Source organism: Streptomyces scopuliridis, assembly GCF_042790125.1.
GTDB lineage: Bacteria > Actinomycetota > Actinomycetes > Streptomycetales > Streptomycetaceae > Streptomyces > Streptomyces scopuliridis_A.
The window spans coordinates 254,165-274,934 of sequence record NZ_JBHTZS010000003.1; the positions used below are offsets into that span (position 1 = coordinate 254,165).

Here is a 20,770-nt window from a genome sequence, read left to right on the forward strand (position 1 = left end):
TCTTGACGGGTGGTTGGTCCAGTCCTATCTTCCCCTCAACCATTCAAAACCAGAGCCAGTGTTCACATACGTGAAACGCAGAGGGAATGCGCGCTCTGGTTGCGTCCTCCCCCCAGAGAGGGAAGTGAGACATGTTCACACGCCTTCGGACGTTCACGGTTCTCGCCGCGGTGGGTGCTTCCTCATTCCTCGCCGTCCCGCACGCCTCCGCCGAGGTGGAGCCCGGCGGGTGGACCTCCGTCTCGCCCACCTTCACGGTCCAGGAGCGGGGGTGCGGTCAGGTCGACGGTCTGACGTTCACGCTCAGCTGCTCCACCGCGAGCGGCGACCAGCGCGCCGAACGCCGGTACGCCACCTACACCGGAGGCACCCGGCAGTTCGAGGGCTACTTCCGCATCAGCAGCCTGAGCGGTACGCGCATCAGCCTCAAGCAGACGTTCAACGAGTCCGCCGCCGGCCCCTACTTCATGCTGGCCGCCGAACGCGGCGGGCGGCTGTACGCCGTCCACGGCGGCGACACGCTCTCGAACGCCGGCACCGTCGGCGCGACGGTCCGCGTCAACACCGTCCACCAGGTCGGCACCTCGCACCGTACGTACATCAACGGGTCGCTCAAGCACACGTACGACAGCCCCGGCGGCAGCTTCTACGACAAGTTCGGCGCCTACCGCACCAACAGCGGCAACGGACCGGCCACGGTGGTCTGGAGCGACGTCCGCTTCTGGCGCAAGTAGCGGACCCGTCCGTGCGCCGAGCCATCCGAGCCGCGGTGCCGGCCGTCGCGCTCGCGCTGGCGGCAGCGGCGTGTTCCACGCAGCCGCCGGCCGAGCGCCCCGCCCGGGGGTCCGCCACCGCCCCGGGCGGAGCCGCCGTCACCCCGGACACACCGCGGACCGGCGACGGAGCGGGCGCCACGCTCCGCGCGGTCCTCACCACCCCCACCGATATCGATCTCAGCTGGCGGGGCGGCGCGCCCGGTGCCTCCGGCCACGTGCTGGAGTTCGCGACGGACGAGGCGGGCCCGTACACCGTCCTCCAGTACCTGCCTCCCGGCGTGACGGCCTACCGTCACCCCGACCTGATGCCGCGTACGACCTTCTTCTACCGGCTCCGGACCTTCGGCGGCCCGGCGTCGGCGCCGGTCGATGTCGCCCTGCCGCCGGGCGAACTGACCGCGGCGGAGCAGGCGTCCCCCCACGACTGGCTGGCTCCGCGCAGCGATCCCGGACGGTCCGCGACCGGTCGTTCCGTCCGGGACGGCGCACCCGCCGCGCCTTCCGGGCTCAAGGCCGTGGTCAAGCATGCGAACGGCATTCTGTTCACCTGGACCGATCACGCCTCGGACGAAGAGGGTTTCCTGCTGGAGGCGCGCCCCCGGGGAGGTTCCGCTTACGCGCCGGTCGCTGTCCTCGACCCCGACATCAACTCCTGCGGTCTGATCACGCTCCCCACCGAGAAACGCGCCTCGTACCGGGTCCGCGCCTTCACCTACGGCGCGCGGTCGAACGTTCCCCGGCTGACGACCGGAGAGCCGGCGGCGGAGCGGCGTTGATCCCCGCTCCGCCCGCCGGTCGCTCAGGCGGACTCCCTGATCACGAGCTCGGGCGTGAACAGCTCCGACCGTACGGCCTGGCCGGGCCTGGCGATCCGGCGCAGCAGGAGCTGGGCCGTCGCGGAGGCCATCTCCTCGACCGGCTGCCGTACGGTGGTCAGCGGCGGATCGCAGGACTGGGCGGCATGGCTGTCGTCGAAGCCCACCACCGCCACGTCCCGCGGCACGTTCCTGCCCGCGCGCTGGAGGACCGGCAGCGCGCCGAGCGCCATGAGGTCGGACGCCACGAACAGCCCGTCCAGATCCGGCCGCCGCGTGAGCAGCTCCCGTACGGCCGAGGCGCCCCCGGTATGGGTGAAGTCGCCCTCCGCCCACGGGACATCGCGGATGCCGTGCTCCGCCAGGGCCGCGCGGAAACCCTCCAGGCGCTCCCGGGCCGCGGGCATGTCCTGCGGTCCGGCCACCGAACCGATCCGGGTCCGTCCCAGGGACACCAGATGACCGGCGGCCAGCCGGGCTCCCCCGCGCTGGTCGGCCTCCACGAACGCGAGCGAGGAGTCGCGGCGCGGACGCCCCGACAGCACGGCGGGCAGCCGGGTGTCGGCGAGCAGCCGCGGCAGCGGGTCGTCCACGTGCGAGGAGATCAGCACCACTCCGTCCACATGCCCTTGGCGCAGATACGAGAGGGTCTGGAGGCGGGATGCCTCGTCGTCCACCAGCATCAGGACGAGATGGACGCCGGCGGGCCGCAGCACATCGACCAGCCCGCTGACGACGCGCCCGAAGTGCGGGTCGGTGAACACCCGGCCGAGGAAGGGCGCGGCGGCGTGGCGCTTCTCCTGTTCGGAGACCACGAGCGCCACCGAACCCGTCCGCCGGGTCACGAGCGAGCGGGCGGCGCGGTTGGGTACGTACCCCGTGGCGGCCACGGCGTTCTCCACGGCGTCGCGGAGCGTCCGGTCCACCGTGGGTGTCTCGTTGATGACCCGGGACACCGTGGCCCGGGACACACCGGCGACGCGGGCCACGTCCTCCAGTGTCACCGGGCGGGAAGGGCGCGGGGAGTCGGCATCCATGGACTCTTTTATATCCGCGCCCTCCCCGTCGGCACACCGTCAGCCCTTCTGCTCGACCCTCACCCAGTCGATCTCGGCCTGGATGCCGCCCTGGGCGATACGGTCGACGCTGGACTGCGGCAGACCCCAGTAGGGCGTGGTGACCTTGTTCCAGCCGGCCGGATAGGCGCCGCCGAGGGCGAAGTTGAGGATCACGTACTGGTTGTGGCCGAAGACCCACTGACCGCGCGTGGACTCCAGCTTGTCGCGGGTCGTCTCCTGGACGATCCGGTCGTCCACGGAGAACCGCATGGTGGTGGGCGTCCACTCGACCGCGTAGGTGTGCCACTGGTCCGCGCTTCCCCCGCCGGGGTAGTACTGCTGCGCGCCGATGTTGCCGTCGGCGGAGTAGCCCGGCCCGTGCAGGGCGCTGCTGGTCCAGTTTCCGTAGCCGATGTTCTCCATGATGTCCGTCTCGCCCGAGGCGGGCCAGGACACGGCCGGGTCGTCGACATCGCTGCCGAGCAGCCAGAAGGCGGGCCAGTAGCCGTCGCCCACGGGAAGCCTCAGCCGGGCGCTGACCCTGCCGTAGGTGAAGTCGAACTTCGTGTGGGTGTCGATGCGCCCCGAGGTGAAGTCGTACGTGCCGCCGCCCGCCTGGGTGCAGCCCTTGCAGTACTTCGGGGTCAGGACCAGACTGCCGTTCGCGGTACGGACGGTGTCGGGGGAGTCGACATACGCCTGGGCCTCACCGTTGACCGAGCCCATCTCCTGGCCGGTTCGCACGACCCGCCACTTCGAGCGGTCGAGCGAGGCACCCGTGAAGTCGTCGAAGAACGTCGTACGGTACGTGCCCCCCTGCTCGCCGGGGAGCGCGGGATAGGCCGCCGCCGCGCTGCCGCCGGTGCCCCACACCTGGAACTCGTAGAGCGAGTAACCGAATGGGGCCGTGGCGGGCGCCGGGTTGTAGAACGAGCGCCGCTCCTTGCCGAGCATACGTACGTAGCGCCCGGTGGCGGGTGTGGAGAGCGTGACGGTGTCATGGCGCCCGGCCGCCTCGGCCGGGGACTTGATGTCGGCGCGGCGCGCGGCGACCTCGGCGGCGGACGGGCGGTGGACGGTGCGCCAGGTCCTGTTGTCGTCCGAGACCTGGAGCTCGTAGTCGACGGCGTACGCGGCTTCCCAGTACAGGTCCACGCTGTTGATGGTGGAGGAGGCGCCGAGGTCGACGGAGACCCAGCGATCGGCGTTCCAGTCGCTCGCCCATCGCGTCTGGTCGCCCTTGAGCCCGGCGGGCCAGCCGCCGTCGGTGACGAACGCCGGCGAATTCCCCGCGTGCTGATAGAGGTTGGTGTAGGCCGGGTGGTGGAGCGCGAGATTGGCCCGGGTGGTGGAGGCGGGGGCCGGGGTGCCGCCGTAGATCTTGAAGGAGTACAGCGAGTAGCCGTAGGGCGTGGCGCGTTCGACTCCGCGCAGACGTATGTACCGGCCCCTGACCTCCTGCGGGTAGGTGTGCGCGGTGACGGTCCCGCCGGTGCCCGCGTTCTCGGTGTAGAAGGGCCGCCAGCCGGCGCCGTCGCCCGACACCTCCAGGACGTACTTCTTGCCGTAGGCCGCCTCCCAGCCGAGGGTGACCCGGTCGATACGGAGGGTCTGGCCCAGGTCGATCCGGATCCAGGCGTCGTCGGCGGCGTTGCTCGACCATCGGGTCGCGCCGTTGCCGTCGAAGGCGGCGCCGGGCCCCAGGCCGGCGTTCTCACTGCCGGACGCGGTGGCGGCGGCCGGGTTCGCGCTCTGGGCCGCGGCGGCGAGGTCACTGTCCCAGGCGGCGGCCGCGGCCCGGGGCGTGCCGGCCGCGCTCGGAACCGTCGCGGCCGTCAGCGCGGCGACGACGGCCGCGGCGGAGGCGAAGAGAAGACGTGGGCGCATGGCTCTCCTTCGGGAGAGGTGGGGGAGCTCGGAGACAGCCCGCACGGAGGGGCGGGGCTGAGGAGACCACAGCGAGAGAGCGCTCTCGTGGAACGTAGAAGCAGCCCCGGAAGGTGTCAAGGCACCTGCGGCACATGAACCCCTGTCCAGTGGAATCGACACTTCGTGAATGCAATACCGCACTCCGTGAAGCGCGCTCGATCAGCCGGAACAGCTCCTCATATCGCCCCATCCCAGGGCTGGTTGGGCGGCCGATCGGGTGTCGGCGCGGTGCGGAACCGGTCATCTCCCTTGACGCGCTGTTCACATGCCGTGAACATGCCTGAGTGAGAGAGCGCTCCCCAGCACCCCCACCGTTCACACTTTGAACAAGGAGAGCCGCCATGCCCACTCCCCCCGCACGCCGTACGGTTCTCGGCGCCATGGCAGCGGCCGTGTCCGCTCCGAGCATGCTCGCCCTGTCCTCGCCCGCGTCCGCGCGTACCGCCGCCGCGGCCCTGCCGGGCGGCGGTGATCTCGGTCCGAACGTGGTGGTCTTCGACCCGTCGACGCCCAATATCCAGGGCAGGCTGGACGAGATCTTCCGCCGGCAGGAGTCGGCGCAGTTCGGTTCGGGACGCTACCAACTGCTGTTCAAGCCCGGCACGTACAACAACATCAACGCCCAACTCGGCTTCTACACCTCGATCTCCGGTCTCGGTCTGTCACCCGACGACACCACCTTCAACGGCGATGTCACCGTGGACGCGGGCTGGTTCAACGGCAACGCCACCCAGAACTTCTGGCGCTCCGCCGAGAACCTCGCCCTCAATCCCGTGAGCGGCACCAACCGCTGGGCCGTCGCCCAGGCCGCCCCCTTCCGCCGTATGCACGTCAGGGGCGGCCTCAACCTCGCCCCCAACGGCTACGGCTGGGCCAGCGGCGGCTATATCGCCGACAGCCGCGTCGACGGCACCGTCGGCCCCTACTCCCAGCAGCAGTGGTACACCCGCGACAGCTCCGTCGGCGGCTGGACCAACGCCGTCTGGAACATGACCTTCTCCGGCGTCGAAGGCGCCCCCGCCCAGAGCTTCCCCAACCCGCCCTACACCACCCTCACCACCACCCCCGTCTCCCGCGAGAAGCCCTTCCTCTACCTCGACGGCACCGACTACAAGGTCTTCCTGCCGGAGCTGCGCACCAACGCGCGCGGCACCACGTGGGGAAGCGGTACACCCAGGGGTACGTCCCTGCCGCTCACCCAGTTCTACGTCGCCAAGCCCGGTGTCTCCGCGGCCACCCTCAACGAGGCGCTCACGCAGGGGCTCAACCTGCTGTTCACGCCCGGCGTTTACCACCTCGACCAGACCGTACGGGTCGAGCGCGCGAACGCGGTGGTCCTCGGACTCGGCTACGCCACGCTCGTGCCGGACAACGGGGTGACGGCGATGCGGGTCGCCGACGTCCACGGGGTACGGCTCGCGGGCTTCCTGATCGACGCGGGAACCGTCAACTCCGCCACCCTGCTGGAGATCGGGCCGCAGGGCACCACCACCGACCACTCCGCCAACCCGACCACCGTGCAGGACGTCTTCATCAGGATCGGCGGCGCGGGCCCCGGCAAGGCCACCACCAGCATGGTCGTCAACAACCGCCACACCATCATCGACCACACCTGGGTCTGGCGCGCCGACCACGGGGACGGTGTCGGCTGGGAGACCAACCGGGCCGACTACGGCGTCGTCGTCAACGGCGACGACGTCCTGGCGACCGGGCTGTTCGTCGAGCACTTCAACAAGTACGACGTCCAGTGGAACGGCCAGCGGGGCCGCACCATCTTCTTCCAGAACGAGAAGGCGTACGACGCCCCCAACCAGGCCGCCATCCAGAACGGCGCCACCAGGGGCTACGCCGCCTACAAGGTCGCCGACAACGTGACCACGCACGAGGGCTGGGGACTGGGCAGCTACTGCTACTACAACGTCGACCCCACCATCCGCCAGGCCCACGGCTTCGCCGCGCCCGCGGTCCCGGGCGTGAGGTTCCACGGCCTGCTCGTCGTCTCGCTCAGCGGCAACGGGCAGTACGACCACGTCATCAACGCCATCGGCGCCGCCACCTCGGGCACCACGACAGTGCCCTCGACGGTGGTGTCCTTCCCCTGACGGCGGTCGGCGCGCGCCGTGAGCCACGCGCGGCGCGCGCTGTAGACCGGTGGGCGTCGGGCTGGCATCCTCGGCGGGACAAGGGGGTTGCCCATGACGGACGGGATACCGGGCGCGACACCGGACGGGATCGACGAGAGCAGGCCGAGCATCGCGCGGGTGTACGACGCCGTGCTCGGCGGTGAGCACAACTTCGCGGTGGACCGGGCCATCGCGGCCGAGTCGCTGCGGATCGTTCCCGAGATCGGCGATGTCGGCCGGTACAACCGGGCCGTCCTCGGCCGCGGCGTACGGTACATGGCGGGGGTGGGCATCCGGCAGTTCCTGGATCTGGGCTCCGGACTGCCGACCGTGCAGAACACCCATCAGGTGGCACGGGCCGCCGCGCCGGACGCGCGGGTCGTGTACGTCGACAACGACCCCATCGTGCGGGCGCACGGCCGCGAGGTGCTCGCCGGGGAGAACCGCGCCGCCGTGGTCATGGCGGATCTGCGCGACCCCGAGAGCATTCTGGCCCACCCTCAGGTGCGCGGGCTCATCGACCTCGGCCGGCCCGTCGGCCTGATGCTGCTCGGTGTGGTGCACCATCTCAATGACGAGGAGGACCCCGCGGGCATCGTGCGGCGGTACCTCGACGCGATGCCGGCCGGGAGCCATCTCTTCCTCACCCACTTCTGCGCGTCGAGCCCCGAGGCCGCCGGACTGGAGCGAGCCCTGCTGGCCGACCTCGGGACCGGCCGCTTCCGGACCCTGGAGGAGATCACCGCGTACTTCGACGGCCTGGAGCTGATCGACCCGGGCGTCACCTATCTGCCGCTGTGGCGTCCCGAGGAGCCGGTCGAGCCGCCCCTCACCGTGGGCCAGTCCCTGATGGCGGGGGGACTCGCCCGCAAGGTGTAGCGCCTGGGGGCGGGGGCGCGGCAGGTTCGCCATCCGTACGGTCCATCACCGCGCGCGGCCCGCCGTACGCGGGCGTGCAATGGACGGGTGACCGCGCCTCCCGACGACTGCCTCGCGCGCAACGAGTGGATCTGCGGCGACTATCTCTCCAGCCGCCGCGCGATCCTGTGGGAGGCGGTGCTCCAGCATCTCCACCTGACCTTCCTCGCGATCCTGCTCGCGCTCCTCATCGCCGTCCCCCTCGCACTGGCGGCCCGCCGCTGGAACTGGGCGGTCGGGCCGGTGCTCGGGATCACGACCATCCTCTACACCATCCCCTCGCTCGCGATGTTCTCCCTGCTGCTGCCGCTGTACGGACTGGCCGCCTCGCTCGTCGTCGCCGGGCTGGTCCTCTACTCGCTGACCCTGCTCGTACGGAACATCCTGGCCGGACTGCGCGCCGTCCCCGAGGAGACCCGGCAGGCCGCCCGCGGGATGGGGTACGGACCGGTCCGGCTGCTGCTCACCGTCGAGCTGCCGCTCGCCCTGCCCGCCGCCATGGCCGGACTGCGGATCGCGACCGTCTCCGCCGTCTCGCTCGTCACCATCGGGGCGATCGTCGGCTATGGAGGGCTCGGCAATCTCATCTACGCCGGGATGAACACCTTCTTCAAGGCGCAGGTGCTCACCGCCTCCGTCCTCTGCGTCATCATCGCCGTCGCCGCCGATCTGCTGCTGCTCGGACTCCAGCGGCTGCTCACCCCCTGGGCGAGGGAGCGCCGCGCGTGAACACCCTCGCGGCGGCCTGGTCCTGGCTCACCAGCGCCTCGAACTGGTCGGGGTCCGGCGGGGTGTGGAACCGGCTCGGCGAGCATCTCTTCCTCACCGTCGTGTGTCTGGTCATCAGTTGTGCGATCGCGCTGCCCGTCGCGCTGATCCTCGGCCATCTGGGCAGGGGCGGCGCGCTGGCCGTCAATATCTCCAATGCCGGCCGGGCCGTGCCGACCTTCGCCGTTCTCGTGCTGCTGCTGCTCACCCCGATCGGCACGCACGGACAGTGGCCGACGATCATCGCGCTGGTGCTGTTCGCGATCCCTCCGCTGCTGACGAACGCCTATGTGGGCATGCGCGGGGTGGACCGCGATGTCGTCCAGGCCGCCCGTGGCATGGGGATGACGGGCGGTCAGCTGCTGCGCCGGGTCGAGGTGCCGCTCGCCCTGCCGCTGATCCTCACCGGCGTACGGATCGCCGCCGTCCAGCTGGTGGCGACCGCGACCATCGCGGCCCTGGTCGGCGGCGGCGGTCTCGGCCGGATCATCACCGCCGGATTCAATCTCGCCGACACCCCCCAGGTGGTCGCGGGCGCGGTGCTCGTCGCCGTGTTCGCTCTGCTGGTGGAAGGGGTGTTCGAGCTGGTGCGACGGCTGGGCCCGCGGTGGGTGAGGGGCGGGGGATGAGGCCGGCGCGTACCGCCGCGGCCCTGTTCGCCTCGTTCCTCCTGGCCGCCGCCTGTGCCACCGGACCGTCCCTGGAGAACCGGGGCGACATCACGGCACCGCCCGGCGACAGCAAGCATCTGACCATCGGGTCGGCCGGTTTCACCGAGAGCGATCTGCTCGCCCAGATGTACGCGCTCCTGCTGAACCACGCGGGGTACCACACCCGGATCCTCTCCGTCACCAACCGGGAGATCTACGAACCGGCCCTGGAGAGCGGCCAGATCGATGTCGTACCGGAGTACGCGGCGACCTTCGCGGACTGGCTGAACGCCAAGGCCAACGGCCCCGACGCGCAACCCGTCGGCTCACCCGACCTGGCCGCGACGATGAAGGCGCTGCGCTCGCTCGCCGCGCCGCGCGGGCTGACCGTCCTCGATCCGGGCCGCGCCGTCGACCAGAACGCCTTCGCCGTCGCCGCCTCCTACGCCCGTGAGCACCGGCTCAGGACACTGAGCGATCTGGGCAGATCCCGGCTGCCCGTCAGGCTCGCCGCGGGTGATGAGTGCGTACGGCGCCCGTACTGCGAACCCGGGCTGAAGAAGACTTACGGCATCGACATCACCGGCGTCGACCCCAAAGGCGTGGGGACGACACCGGCGAAGCGGGCCGTGCAGAACGGTCAGGACCAGATGGTCCTGACCACCACCACCGACGCGACGCTCGACCAGTTCGGGCTGGTGCTCCTCGCCGACGACAGACATCTCCAGAACGCCGACTACATCGTGCCGGTCGTCAACCGTGCGCGGGCCGGCGGCAAGGGGGTGACCACGGCGCTGGACAGGCTCAACACCGTGCTCACCACCAAGGACCTGGCCCGGCTGAACCAGCGGGTGGACAGCTGGCGCCGGCTCCCCGAGGACGTCGCACGGACCTATCTGGAGTCGAAGAGGCTGATCCCGGCCTCGCACTGAAGACCCGCCGGCTCAGGACCCGCGCAGTTCGACGGAGACGGCGGCCAGCGCCGGCGGACCCGCCGCGAGCAGGACGAGCGGCGGCAGCGCCCAGACGATCGCGGCGCAGAGCACCAGAGCCACCGCGATCAGTACGGACCCGGCCGGATCGGCGATCGAGCGGCGGGCGGCGCCCCGTACGGCGGCGGGCCAGCTGCGCCGCGCCACCGGGTGCGCGGCGGCCCGTACCCCCACGACCAGTGCCCCCGCCCCGACGGCGGCCAGCGCGGCCGAGACGGCGGCGGCCCCCGGCAGTCCGGCCCCGGCCAGCGCCAGATCCAGCAGGAACAGCGCCCCGAGCCCGAGCAGCACCGCGCCGGCCGCCAGCGTACGGGCGACGCCGTGCGCCCGGAGCGCGTCCCGGTACCGGCCGGCGGTCGCCGTACGCTCCGTACGGGCGGAGTCCCGCAGCACGGAACAGCCGGCGGCCAGCGCGGCCGGGGCGGTGATCAGCGGCAGACTCGCCAGCGTCGTGAACAGACCGACGGCGAGCATGTCGGCGAAGAGCGCGAAGCGCGGGCCGAACAGCTCCCCGGGCTCACGGCGGTCGTACGGCGAGGACGCGGTGGTCCGGGTGCCCATGGCGCTCATCCCTTCAGCCCGGACGTCGCCATGCCCTGCACCAGATAGCGCTGGAACGCGGCGAAGAACAGCACGATCGGCAGCAGCGAGATCACCGACATCGCGAACATCGGGCCGAACGCCGACTGGCTCGACTGGTCCACGAAGTTCCGCAGAGCCAGCGTGATGGTGAACTTCTCCGGGTCGAAGAGATAGATCAGCTGGGTGAAGAAGTCGTTCCAGCTCCAGATGAAGGTGAAGATCGCCGTGGTGATCAGCGCCGGACGGGTCAGCGGCAGCACCACCGACCAGAAGGAGCGGAACGGCCCGCAGCCGTCGATCCTGGCCGCCTCCTCCAGCTCGCGGGGCAGCCCCCGCATGAACTGCACGATGAGGAAGACGAAGAACGCCTCCGTGGCCAGGAACTTCGGCAGTACCAGCGGCCAGTAGGTGTCCACCATGCCGAGCTGGTTGAAGATGATGTACTGCGGGATCAGCACCGCGTGGTGCGGCAGCATCATCGTGGCGACCATGAAGCCGAACATCACACCCCGCATCCGGAACCGCAGCCGGGCGAAGGCATAGGCGGCCAGCGCGCACGAGATGACATTGCCGAGCACCGAACCCGCCGAGATCAGCAGGGAGTTGCCGAGGAGCGTGGAGACCTTCACCCCGCTCACCCCGTCCAGGGCGGTGCTGTAGTTGCTCCACTCCAGCCGGCTCGGCAGCAGTCTCAGACTGGTCAGGACCTCGTCGGCCGGCTTGAGCGAGGTGGCGAGCAGCCACACCAGCGGATAGAGCAGGACCAGCAGGATCAGGACGGCGGCCAGATGCAGGGCGATCCGGCGGGCGCGATGGCCCGTACGGGTACGGGCGTCGCGCTTGCCGACGGCGACGGTGGACATCAGGCCCCCTCGTTGGCGTAGAAGACCCAGGAACGTGATGTCCTGAAGAGCACGACGGTCACCGCTCCGATCCCGAGCAGCAGCGCCCACGCCATGGCCGAGGCATAACCCATGTGCGAGGCGGAGAAGCCGCGTTCGTACAGATAGAGCGTGTAGAACATGGTCGAGTCGGCCGGGCCGCCCTTGCCCCCGCTGATCGCGAAGGCGGGGGTGAAGACCTGGAACGACTGGATGGTCTCCAGCACCAGATTGAAAAAGAGGACCGGGGAGAGCATGGGCAGGGTGACGGAGACGAACTGCCGCCACCGCCCGGCGCCGTCGAGCGCCGCCGCCTCGTAGAGGTCGCCCGGTATCTGCTGGAGCCCGGCCAGGAAGATCACCATCGGCGCGCCGAACTGCCAGACGGCCAGCAACGCCACCACGAACACCGACAGATCGGGATCGGCGACCCAGCCCCCGGTGTGGATACCGATCCGGGAGAGCAGATCGTCGACCGTACCGCCGTCGTTGTACAGCGCCCGCCAGACCAGCGCGATCGACATACTGGCGCCGAGCAGCGACGGGGCGTAGAAGGCGGAGCGGTAGAAGCCCTTGCCGGAGCGCATGTTCTTCAGCAGCATCGCCACCCCGAGGGCGAGGGCCAGCTTCAGCGGGACCGCCACCACCACGAAGATCAGCGTGGTGCCGACCGAACGCCAGTAGCGGGGATCCTCGAAGAGCATGTCCGTGTAGTTGCGCAGCCCGACCCACTTCGGAGCGTCGAAGAGGTTGTAGTCGGTGAAGGAGAGATAGAGCGAGACGGCCATCGGCGCGAGCGTCAGCAGGACGACGCCGAGGATCCAGGGGGAGAGGAAGACATAGGCGGGGCCCTGGCGTTCGCGGCGCGGGGTGCGCCGGCGCTCGTGCGCCGTGGCCGGAGGCGGGGACGCGGCCTGACGTGTATCCCTGGTGAGGCTCATCGCAGCTCCCTCTCCGCCTCGGCGACGAACTCCCGGGCCGCCTCGGCGGGACTCTGCATACCGTGGATCACCTGCTGGTAGATACGGGTGAAGGAGACCTGGAGGACCACATCACCCCGGGGCGGTGCCATCGGCGGCGGATCGACCCCGTACGCGGCGATCTTCCTGCCGTACTCGAAGACCTCCCTCTCGGGGCCCCGCAGGTCCGCGCCGATCGACCGCGCGATATCGCGGTTGGGCGGGGTGGAGCGGGTGACACCGAGGATCTTCCCGGCCTCGGGGTCATTGAGCAGGAAGTCCGTCAGCGCCGCCGCCTCCCTGGGGTGCTCGGTGTTGGCGCCGGCGCCGATCAGGACGCTGGGCTTGAAGTACTGACCCGCCCTGCCGTCCACCGTGGGGACGGGCGCGAGATGGACGCCGTCGCCCATCAGCGGGGCATAGCCGAGGAACGGCCCGTCCCAGGTGAAGTCGGTGGCGGCCAGACCGCGTCCCATCGGGCCGTCCTCGACCGCACCGCCGATCTGGGAGGTGTCCTTGGCGTGCGAGGCCGTGCCCTCCCCGCGCAGCCCGTTGGTGAACGTCCAGAACGCGGTGAGGTCGCCGGCGGTGAAGCCCAGCCGGTGCTGGGAGGCGTAGAGCTTCTTGCCGTGCCCGCGCAGCCAGTTCTCGAACGCGTCCTCGTTCACGCCGATATCGGTGACGCCGGTGTACGGGCGTCCGTCCGGGCCCTTCAGCCCGAGCGCGCTGATCGCGCGGCCCGCGTCGGCCCACTCCTCCCAGGTCCAGCCGGGCTCCGGTGACTTGAGCCCGGCCTTCGCGAACACCGCGGCGTCATAGGCGAATCCGGTGGAGCCCTGCCCCATCGGCAGCGCGTACTGCCCCGGTCCGTAGCGGCCGGTGGAGACCAGACCAGGGTCCATCGCGCCGGTACGGAGTGTGCCGTCCTTGATGTAGGGAGTGAGGTCGAGCAGGGTGCCGCTCCCCGCGTACTGGGATATCTGGCGGTAGTCGAGCTGGGCGACATCGGGCAGATCGCCGCCCGCGGCCTGGGTGGCGAGTTTCTGGACGTACGCCTCGTAGGCGGCGAAGGACGTCCGAACCGTCACGCCCGGATGTCTCTTCTCGAAGAGACGTACGGCCTCGTTGGTGCGCTGGGCGCGGCTCTCATTGCCCCACCAGCTGAAGGTGAGGGTGATGCCGCCGCCCTTGGCGGACCCTCCGCCGGAGCAGCCCGTCAGCAGCAGGACGAACGCGGTGAGCGCGGAGAGTGCCGCCAGGGCGGCGGTGCGGGGCGGGCCGGGCGGTCTCATGACCGTGCCTCCTGGTGAACGTTCTCTGACATCGTTGTCGGAAAGCGCTTTCTCCAGGAAACCTAGGGTTAACGCATGGTGCCGGTCAAGAGCTGTATCGAATCGATTCGTCCTCGGGTGGGGCGGGACGGGGCGGGACGGCGGGGGCCGGGCGCGGCGGCCGGTCAGGGAGTCAGCCGGTCCGCCAGCCAGGCCAGTTGGGCGGCCTCCTGGTACGGGCCGCCGCCCTCATGGTCGTTGAAGTCGTACACCTCGATCGACTTGTCCTCGTGCGCGTAGGCGTTGAAGGCCCCGAAGACCGTGGAGGGCGGGCAGGTCCTGTCCTCCAGGGCCGCCGAGAACAGCGCCGGAGCCCGGCCGCGCGCCGCGAAGTGCACGCCGTCGAAGTAGCTGAGCGTCCGCCAGGCGTCCGCCGTCCTGCCGCGGTAGGTCTTGAGGTAGTTGCCCACCTCCCGGTACGGATGGCGGTCGGTGAACGTCGTCGCGCGCGGGAAATCGCAGAGGAACGGCACATCGGGCGCGATCGCCGCCAGATCCGGCACCAGCCCGCCCACCGCGAGTGTGATCCCGCCGCCCTGGCTGGTGCCCAGGGCGACCGTGCGCGAGGCGTCGGCGAGGGGATGGGAGCGCGCGGCCTCCACGGCGCGCACCGCGTCGGCGAAGAGCCGCCGGTAGTAGAACGCGTACGGGTCCTCGATGCCCCGGGTCAGAAAGCCGGGGTACGAGGACGCGCTGCCCACCGGGTCGGGGGTGTCGCCGCCGTTCCAGCCGCTGCCCTGCCCCCGGGTGTCCATCACGAAGTGCGCGAAGCCGGCCGAAGCCCAGAGCAGATGGGTGTGCGGAAGACCGCGCCCGCCACCGTAACCGAGGTACTGCACGACTATGGGGAGGGGTTGTGACGTGCCCGCGGGCAGGACGAACCAGCCCTTGACCGGATGGCCGCCGAACCCGGCGAAGGTCACATCGAACACGTCCAGCGTGGCGAGCGCCGTCGGGACGGGCTCGAAGCGGGCGCCCAGATCGTGGCCGCGCGTTTCGGCGAGGGTGGCTTCCCAGAACCGGTCGAAGTCCTCCGGCTCCGTGGACCGGCTCCGGTAGTCGCGGAGTTCATCGAGGGGCAGGTCGAACAGGGACATATGCAGCCGCCTTGTCGAGGGGAACGGGTCGCGGGGGATGGGGCATCACACCGTACGACCGCGGGCCACTCGGGCAGAAGTCCCGGACGGAGCCCCGGAAAGAAGTCCGGTCCGCCCTCTTGACCCCGATCGCCCGGAGGTCCACAGTGCACGTTAATGCGCATCACTAATACGCATTAATTGATTTCTGGGGAGCACGAGGAGCACCGGTGGACGAACCAAGGAAGCGTTCCAGGCCAGGCCGCGCCCCGGCTCCGGCCGGGCGCACCGCGCGACCGCGCCAGTCCGAGGTCGCCCGGCTGGCCGGGGTCTCGCAGGCCACCGTCTCGCTGGTACTCGCCGGCAAGAGGCAGGGCGCCACCATCTCCGAGGAGACCCGGCGCAAGGTGCTGGACGCGGCGCGCAGCCTCGGTTACGTACCCGATCCGGCGGCCCGCAGGCTCGCGGCGGCGCGCAATGACCTGCTGGGCGTCTTCAGCTTCACCGCCACCTTCCCGACGGATGTGCAGCACTCGTACTACCCGTTCCTGGTCGGCATCGAGCAGGAGGCCGCCGCGCGCGGCTACGACCTGGTGCTCTTCACCGGTTCGAGCAGCGGCGGCGCGGGGGCCGCCGGGCCGGACGCGCTCAGCAGGGTACGGCTGGCCGATGGCTGTCTCTTCCTCGGCCGCCACGCGCCGGCCGGGGAACTGCGGCGGCTGGTCGCCGACGGTTTCCCCGTGGTCCATATCGGCCGCAGGGACGAACTGGAGGGCCTGGCCTGGGTCGGCGCCGACTACGTCAGCGCCAGCCGTGAGGTGGTCGCCCGGCTCGCCGCGCTCGGCCACCGCAGGATCGTGCTCATCCGCGAGGACGACGACGCGCCCGCCTCCACCGACCGTGAACACGGCTTCCTGAAGGGGCTGGAGGCGGCGGGCCTGCCCGGCGGCCCCGCGGCGGTCTTCCGCTCGGCCGCCCCGGAACGCGAACTGACCGCGGAGCGGCTGCGCGGATGGACCGACGACGGAGTCACCGCCTTCGTCGCGGAGGAGACCGACACGGGCGGCGCCTGGCGCGCGCTGCGTACGGCCGTCCGTGACGCGGGAGTCGACTGCCCGCGCGAGGTCTCGCTCGCGCTCCTCGGCTCGCCGCCGCCGGACCTGGCGGACGGTCCGCGGGTCACCGGATTCGACATCCCCAGAACCCGGTTGGGCGCGGCGGCGGTACGTCTGCTCGCCGCGCTGGTGGCGGGGGAGGAGGCCACGGAGCCGCTGGTGTCCTGTGTCTTCAGGGCCGGTGCCACCGCCGGACCGCCCCCTGCCCCTTAGACCCTGTCCGGCACCACACAGCGCCGCACCACACAGCGCCGCACCACACAGCACTGCACCACACCGCACCACACAGCACCGCAAGGAGATCCGTGATACCCGAACCGGACATTCTCATCGTCGGCGGCGGACTCGGCGGCGTGGCCGCGGCACTCGCCGCCTGCCGTGCCGGGCGCAGTGTCGTCCTCACCGAGGAGACCGACTGGATCGGCGGCCAGCTCACCGCACAGGCCGTCCCGCCGGACGAGCATCCCTGGGTCGAACGGTTCGGCACCACCGCCTCGTACCGTCAACTACGCGAATCCATCCGGGACTTCTACCGCCGGTGGTACCCGATGCGGGCCGAGGCGCTCGCCCTCACCTCCCTCAACCCCGGCGCCGGACGGGTCAGCAAGCTCTGTCATGAGCCACGCGTCGCCCTCACCGTCATGGAGTCCATGCTCGCGCCCCACCGTTCCTCCGGGCGGCTCACGCTCCTCACCGAGCACCGGCCGGTGGCCGCGGAGGCGGCCGAGGACGACACCGTACGGAGCGTCACCGTCGAGAGCCTGCGCGACGGCGGCCGGCGCACGATCGCCGCGCGCTATGTCATCGACGCCACCGAGACCGGCGAGCTGCTGGAACTCGCGGGCGTGGAGTACGCGGTGGGCGCGGAGTCCCGCGCCGAGTACGGCGAGCCGCACGCCCCCGAGACCGCCCAGCCGCTCAACCAGCAGGGCATCACCGTCTGCTTCGCGCTCTCGCACCACGAGGGCGAGGACCACACGATCGAGAAGCCCGCCGACTACGACTTCTGGCGCTCCTACCGGCCCGAGTTCTGGCCGGGGCCGCTGCTCGGCTTTCTCGCCCCGGACCCCCGCACACTGGAGGCCGTACCGCGCACCTTCGTACCCAACCCCGACCTCGACCCGCTCGATGTCAACGCCGACCAGAGCGCCGACGCGGGCGACAAGGAGCTGTGGGGCTTCCGCCGGATCCTCGCCCGCAAGCTGCACAGGGACGGTGCCTTCGACTCCGACATCACCCTGGTCAACTGGCCGCTCAACGACTACTGGCTGAAGCCGCTGATCGGCGGTGGCGCCGAGACCGCCGCCCAAGCCGTCGCCGGGGCACGGCAGTTGTCGCTCTCCGTCCTGTACTGGCTCCAGACCGAGGCGCCGCGCGCCGACGGCGGCACCGGCTTTCCCGGGCTGCGTCCGCGTCCCGATGTCACCGGCACCCCTGACGGCCTCGCCAAGGCCCCGTACGTACGCGAGTCGCGCCGGATCAAGGCGGTCACCACCATCACCGAACACGATGTCGCGATCGATCTGGTCGGTCCGTACGGCGGCACCCGCTACCGGGACTCGGTCGGCGTCGGCAACTACCGCATCGATCTGCACCCCTCCACCGGCGGCGACACCTATGTCGACATCGGCTCCGTGCCCTTCGAGATCCCGCTCGGCGCCCTCGTACCGCGCCGCGTCCGCAATCTGCTGCCCGCCGGAAAGAATATCGGCACGACCCACATCACCAATGGCTGCTACCGGCTCCACCCGGTGGAGTGGAACATCGGCGAGGTGGCCGGTGCCCTGGCCGCCCACTGTCTCGCGGAAGGCGTGGAACCGCACCAGGTCCAGTCCGAGGACAAGCGGTTCGACGCGTTCGCCGCGGTACTCGACCGCGCGGGAATCCAGCGCAACTGGCCCGACGTACGCGGCTACTGACGCGCGTCGTCGTCCCGCCCCCACGGACGGGGACGGCCGGACGGAAGCAGCTCCACCTGCCCCGCCCGGCCCACCGCCCGCGTACCGGTCCTGACCGGCCGACCGCATCGGCCGGTCAGGACCTGCCCACCGTGCACAAGGAGGTGCCCATACCATGACCACCCACCGCATCCGCGTCGGCATCGACGTGGGCGGAACCTTCACCGACGCCGTGGCCGTCGACGCCACGACCCTCGAACTGCTGGGGCAGGTGAAGGTTCCCACCAGCCACCACCACGAGGACGGCGTCGCCCACGGCATCGTGGAAGCGCTCGACCGACTGCTGGACCGTACCGGCCACGCCCCTGAGGACGTCGCCTTCCTGGCCCACGGCACGACCCAGGCTACCAACGCCCTGCTGGAGGGTGACGTGGCCACCGTCGGACTGATCGGTATCGGCTCGGGCCCCGGCGCCACGCTCACCCGCAGGCTCGCCGCCCTCGGCAAGCTCGAACTCACCCCGGGCAAGCGGCTCCCGCTCCACTACGCGCATGTTCGCGACCCCGATGACACCGCCGCCGTACGGAGCGCCGTCGACGACGTCGTACGGCAGGGGGCCGAAGTCCTGGTGGCCACACAGCCGTTCAGCGTGGACCGGCCGGAGGGCGAGGACGCCGTACTCGACGCGGCCCGCGGCCGGGACCTGCCGCTGACCGCCGCGCACGAGATCACCTCGCTGTACGGGCTCCACAAGCGGACCCGTACCGCTGTGGTCAACGCGGCGATCCTGCCCCGGATGCTCGCCACCGCCGATCTGGTCGACGCCTCCATCACCAAGGCGGGCGTCGGCGCCCCGCTGATGGTGATGCGCTGCGACGGCGGTGTGATGTCCCTGGACGAGATGCGCCGCAGACCGCTGCTGACCGTGCTGTCGGGACCGGCGGCGGGGGTGGCGGGCGCGCTGATGGGGGAGCGGATCAGCGAGGGCCTGTTCCTGGAGACCGGCGGCACCTCCACCGACATCAGTGTCGTACGGCGCGGCAGGGTCGCCGTACGGCACGCCACCATCCTCGGCAGGACGTCATGTCTCTCCGCTCTGGATGTCAGGACGGTGGGGGTCGGCGGTGGCTCCATGGTGCGGACCGGCGGCGGGAAGGTCACCACGGTGGGCCCGCGCAGCGCGCATATCGCCGGGCTGCCGTACGCCTGCTTCGCCACCCTCGACGAACTGCGCGGCGCGACCCTCGCCACCGTCAGCCCGATGGACGACGACCCGGCCGACTACGCGGTGCTCGACGCCGCGGGCGGCCGGTTCGCGCTCACCATGACCTGCGCCGCCAACGCCCTGGGACGCGTCCCGGAAGGGGACTTCGCCCGCTGCGACCAGGAGGTGGCGCGGGCCGCGCTCGCCCCGCTCGCCGCCGCGCTGGGCACCGATGTGGCCACCGCCGCCGCCCGTGTCCTGGACGCGGGCACCGGCCAGGTGAAGGCCGTGGTGGACGCCATGATCCGCGACTACCGGCTCGACAAGGACAACGCCGTCCTGGTCGGCGGGGGCGGCGGCGCCGCGTCCGTCACCCCGCATCTGGCCGCGGTCTCCGGGCAGGAAGGCAGGATCGCCCGGCACAGCGAGGTGATCAGCCCCATCGGGGTCGCCCTCGCGCTGGTCCGCGAACAGATCGAACGGATCATCCCGGGCGCGGGCCAGGAACAGATCCTCGCCGTACGCGCCGAGGCCGAACGGGCCGTCATCGCCCAGGGCGCGGCGGCCGGCGGCGTCGAGGTCGAGGTCACCGTCGATCCGCAGACCCACACCGTCCGCGCGGTCGCCACCGGCGCCACCGAACTGCGCACCCAGGACCGCGCCCACCGCGCCGACGCGGACGAACGGCTGCGTGCCGCCGCCGCCAGCCTCAGGACCGGAACGGCCGAGGTACGGATTCTGGCGGACACCCCGTCCCACACCGTGTACGGCACGGAAGTGCGCCGCCGGTTCCGCGCCCCCCGCCATCCGGTGCGGGTGGTCGACGCGGACGGCGTCGTCCGGCTGCACGCGGCCGACGCCCGCGTCGAGACCACCACCGCCGGCCGCGCCCCCGGGGTACTGGCCGGGCTGGTGGGCGAGGCCACCTCGTACGGTGACGGCGGCGTCCGTGCGCCCGCGCTGCGCCTCCTCATCGGCGCCAGGATCGCCGACCTCTCGGGGGTCCTGGACCCGGGGCCGCTGCTGGCCCTCGCCCGGGGCGAACTCCGGACCCGCGCCGCCGACGAACCCGTTATCGCCGTGCTGGAGGTACGGACATGACCCGTACGGTCACCCTCGGGCGGGCCGTCCGCGAACTGGCGGAACTCGACGACATCGAGTTCGCCGTACGCCTCCTCGCCGCCACCCCCACCCACGAGGGCCGCGATCCGGGACTGCTGCGCCAATGGGCGTACGCCGCCGAGGAGTTCGGCGCCGCGCTCGAACCCGCGCGGTGCACGGCCCGGATCACCGAGCGCGACGGCGGCATGGAACGCGGACTGATCGCCCGCTACACCTCCCGGCCGCCGGCCGTCGAGCTGTACACCGACACGCTCGCGGCCGCCGAGGAGCTGGTCGACCGGCTCGGCTGGCGCGACTGGTACCCCGTCGGCTCCGTACGCGCCGCCGCCCTCGCCCATGAGGCCGTGCACCAACGGCTGCACCACGGACCGGACAAGGCCGCTCTGCGCCGCTCCCTCGGCCATGTCGTGCTCCGCCTCGGCCGTCACACGGCGTACGGCCATGTCGCGGGCGCCGACGAGATCGCCGCCCATGCCCACGCCCGCACGGTGTGCGGACTGGGCCGCAGCCCTCTGCTGCTGACCGCCGCGCTCGCGGCCACGGCCACCACGCACGGAAGAGAGAAGTAACGCC

Annotated in this window: 18 protein-coding genes; 11 read left to right on the forward strand and 7 right to left on the reverse strand. The window is 71.2% G+C overall.

The features are described from left to right. Positions 1-131: 131 nt before the first annotated feature. Positions 132-734: a hypothetical protein gene (locus tag ACFRKB_RS05735; RefSeq protein ID WP_383103592.1), complete on the forward strand. Its 603-nt coding sequence runs from the start codon at positions 132-134 to the stop codon at positions 732-734. An 11-nt stretch (positions 735-745) separates the two neighbouring features. Continuing rightward, entirely contained in the window at positions 746-1,552 is an 807-nt protein-coding gene (locus tag ACFRKB_RS05740; RefSeq protein ID WP_383103593.1) for a fibronectin type III domain-containing protein, read from the forward strand. Between the two features lie 23 nt (positions 1,553-1,575). On the opposite strand, the gene ACFRKB_RS05745 is transcribed toward ACFRKB_RS05740, so the two are convergent. Beyond that, positions 1,576-2,628, reverse strand: a complete 1,053-nt coding sequence (locus ACFRKB_RS05745; RefSeq protein ID WP_383103594.1) for a LacI family DNA-binding transcriptional regulator — start codon at positions 2,626-2,628, stop codon at positions 1,576-1,578. A 39-nt stretch (positions 2,629-2,667) separates the two neighbouring features. Further along, positions 2,668-4,536, reverse strand: a complete 1,869-nt coding sequence (locus tag ACFRKB_RS05750; protein WP_383103596.1) for a discoidin domain-containing protein — start codon at positions 4,534-4,536, stop codon at positions 2,668-2,670. A 383-nt stretch (positions 4,537-4,919) separates the two neighbouring features. Between ACFRKB_RS05750 and ACFRKB_RS05755 the strand changes: the two genes are divergently transcribed. The 5 genes from ACFRKB_RS05755 to ACFRKB_RS05775 all read left to right on the forward strand — a co-directional run bounded on the left by ACFRKB_RS05755 (position 4,920) and on the right by ACFRKB_RS05775 (position 9,969). Further along, positions 4,920-6,680 carry a coagulation factor 5/8 type domain-containing protein gene (locus tag ACFRKB_RS05755; protein ID WP_383103597.1) on the forward strand — a complete coding sequence of 587 codons (1,761 nt, stop codon included), beginning with the start codon at positions 4,920-4,922 and terminating at the stop codon, positions 6,678-6,680. A 93-nt stretch (positions 6,681-6,773) separates the two neighbouring features. Then, a complete protein-coding gene (locus tag ACFRKB_RS05760; RefSeq protein ID WP_383103598.1) occupies positions 6,774-7,580 on the forward strand; it encodes an SAM-dependent methyltransferase in 807 nt (268 codons plus the stop codon). 87 nt (positions 7,581-7,667) lie between these two features. Beyond that, the gene (locus ACFRKB_RS05765; protein WP_383103599.1) at positions 7,668-8,348 is read left to right on the forward strand and encodes an ABC transporter permease; all 681 of its coding nucleotides are present in this window, start codon (positions 7,668-7,670) and stop codon (positions 8,346-8,348) included. Continuing rightward, entirely contained in the window at positions 8,345-9,016 is a 672-nt protein-coding gene (locus ACFRKB_RS05770) for an ABC transporter permease (protein WP_383103600.1), read from the forward strand. The genes ACFRKB_RS05765 and ACFRKB_RS05770 overlap by 4 nt, the downstream gene beginning before the upstream one ends. Continuing rightward, positions 9,013-9,969, forward strand: coding sequence for an ABC transporter substrate-binding protein (locus ACFRKB_RS05775; RefSeq protein ID WP_383103602.1), 957 nt, complete (start codon positions 9,013-9,015; stop codon positions 9,967-9,969). The genes ACFRKB_RS05770 and ACFRKB_RS05775 overlap by 4 nt, the downstream gene beginning before the upstream one ends. Before the next feature lie 12 nt (positions 9,970-9,981). Here the strand turns inward: ACFRKB_RS05775 and ACFRKB_RS05780 are convergent, their stop codons facing one another. The 5 genes from ACFRKB_RS05780 to ACFRKB_RS05800 form a co-directional block, all read right to left on the reverse strand. Continuing rightward, positions 9,982-10,590: a hypothetical protein gene (locus ACFRKB_RS05780; RefSeq protein WP_383103603.1), complete on the reverse strand. Its 609-nt coding sequence runs from the start codon at positions 10,588-10,590 to the stop codon at positions 9,982-9,984. A gap of 5 nt (positions 10,591-10,595) precedes the next feature. Beyond that, positions 10,596-11,474, reverse strand: coding sequence for a carbohydrate ABC transporter permease (locus tag ACFRKB_RS05785; protein ID WP_383103604.1), 879 nt, complete (start codon positions 11,472-11,474; stop codon positions 10,596-10,598). Next, on the reverse strand, positions 11,474-12,433 hold the full coding sequence (locus tag ACFRKB_RS05790; protein ID WP_383103606.1) for a carbohydrate ABC transporter permease: 960 nt from the start codon (positions 12,431-12,433) through the stop codon (positions 11,474-11,476). The genes ACFRKB_RS05785 and ACFRKB_RS05790 overlap by 1 nt, the downstream gene beginning before the upstream one ends. After that, positions 12,430-13,743: an ABC transporter substrate-binding protein gene (locus ACFRKB_RS05795; protein ID WP_383103607.1), complete on the reverse strand. Its 1,314-nt coding sequence runs from the start codon at positions 13,741-13,743 to the stop codon at positions 12,430-12,432. Before ACFRKB_RS05795 ends, ACFRKB_RS05790 begins: the two co-directional genes overlap by 4 nt. Positions 13,744-13,907: 164 nt before the next feature. Further along, entirely contained in the window at positions 13,908-14,879 is a 972-nt protein-coding gene (locus ACFRKB_RS05800; RefSeq protein ID WP_383103608.1) for an acetylxylan esterase, read from the reverse strand. 209 nt (positions 14,880-15,088) lie between these two features. Here ACFRKB_RS05800 and ACFRKB_RS05805 point away from each other — a divergent pair, with 209 nt between their 5' ends. The 4 genes from ACFRKB_RS05805 to ACFRKB_RS05820 all read left to right on the forward strand — a co-directional run bounded on the left by ACFRKB_RS05805 (position 15,089) and on the right by ACFRKB_RS05820 (position 20,766). Next, complete coding sequence (locus tag ACFRKB_RS05805; protein WP_383103609.1) at positions 15,089-16,186, forward strand: LacI family DNA-binding transcriptional regulator; 1,098 nt, start codon at positions 15,089-15,091, stop codon at positions 16,184-16,186. Between the two features lie 92 nt (positions 16,187-16,278). Then, positions 16,279-17,892, forward strand: a complete 1,614-nt coding sequence (locus ACFRKB_RS05810; RefSeq protein ID WP_383103611.1) for an FAD-dependent oxidoreductase — start codon at positions 16,279-16,281, stop codon at positions 17,890-17,892. A gap of 154 nt (positions 17,893-18,046) precedes the next feature. Continuing rightward, positions 18,047-20,176 carry a hydantoinase/oxoprolinase family protein gene (locus ACFRKB_RS05815; RefSeq protein ID WP_383103612.1) on the forward strand — a complete coding sequence of 710 codons (2,130 nt, stop codon included), beginning with the start codon at positions 18,047-18,049 and terminating at the stop codon, positions 20,174-20,176. Next, positions 20,173-20,766 (forward strand): hypothetical protein, encoded by a 594-nt coding sequence (locus tag ACFRKB_RS05820; protein WP_383103613.1) that lies wholly within the window; start codon positions 20,173-20,175, stop codon positions 20,764-20,766. Before ACFRKB_RS05815 ends, ACFRKB_RS05820 begins: the two co-directional genes overlap by 4 nt. The last annotated feature ends 4 nt before the right edge of the window (positions 20,767-20,770 follow it).

Excerpts from the sequence above, each read along its gene's own strand:
- ACFRKB_RS05795 (WP_383103607.1), bottom strand. The coding sequence starts at position 13,743 with ATGAGACCGCCCGGCCCGCCCCGCACCGCCGCCCTGGCGGCACTCTCC.
- ACFRKB_RS05790 (WP_383103606.1), bottom strand. The coding sequence starts at position 12,433 with ATGAGCCTCACCAGGGATACACGTCAGGCCGCGTCCCCGCCTCCGGCC.
- ACFRKB_RS05755 (WP_383103597.1), top strand. The coding sequence starts at position 4,920 with ATGCCCACTCCCCCCGCACGCCGTACGGTTCTCGGCGCCATGGCAGCG.
- ACFRKB_RS05820 (WP_383103613.1), top strand. The coding sequence starts at position 20,173 with ATGACCCGTACGGTCACCCTCGGGCGGGCCGTCCGCGAACTGGCGGAA.
- ACFRKB_RS05815 (WP_383103612.1), top strand. The coding sequence starts at position 18,047 with ATGACCACCCACCGCATCCGCGTCGGCATCGACGTGGGCGGAACCTTC.
- ACFRKB_RS05745 (WP_383103594.1), bottom strand. The coding sequence starts at position 2,628 with ATGGATGCCGACTCCCCGCGCCCTTCCCGCCCGGTGACACTGGAGGAC.
- ACFRKB_RS05735 (WP_383103592.1), top strand. The coding sequence starts at position 132 with ATGTTCACACGCCTTCGGACGTTCACGGTTCTCGCCGCGGTGGGTGCT.
- ACFRKB_RS05750 (WP_383103596.1), bottom strand. The coding sequence starts at position 4,536 with ATGCGCCCACGTCTTCTCTTCGCCTCCGCCGCGGCCGTCGTCGCCGCG.
- ACFRKB_RS05775 (WP_383103602.1), top strand. The coding sequence starts at position 9,013 with ATGAGGCCGGCGCGTACCGCCGCGGCCCTGTTCGCCTCGTTCCTCCTG.
- ACFRKB_RS05780 (WP_383103603.1), bottom strand. The coding sequence starts at position 10,590 with ATGGGCACCCGGACCACCGCGTCCTCGCCGTACGACCGCCGTGAGCCC.
- ACFRKB_RS05760 (WP_383103598.1), top strand. The coding sequence starts at position 6,774 with ATGACGGACGGGATACCGGGCGCGACACCGGACGGGATCGACGAGAGC.
- ACFRKB_RS05785 (WP_383103604.1), bottom strand. The coding sequence starts at position 11,474 with ATGTCCACCGTCGCCGTCGGCAAGCGCGACGCCCGTACCCGTACGGGC.
- ACFRKB_RS05800 (WP_383103608.1), bottom strand. The coding sequence starts at position 14,879 with ATGTCCCTGTTCGACCTGCCCCTCGATGAACTCCGCGACTACCGGAGC.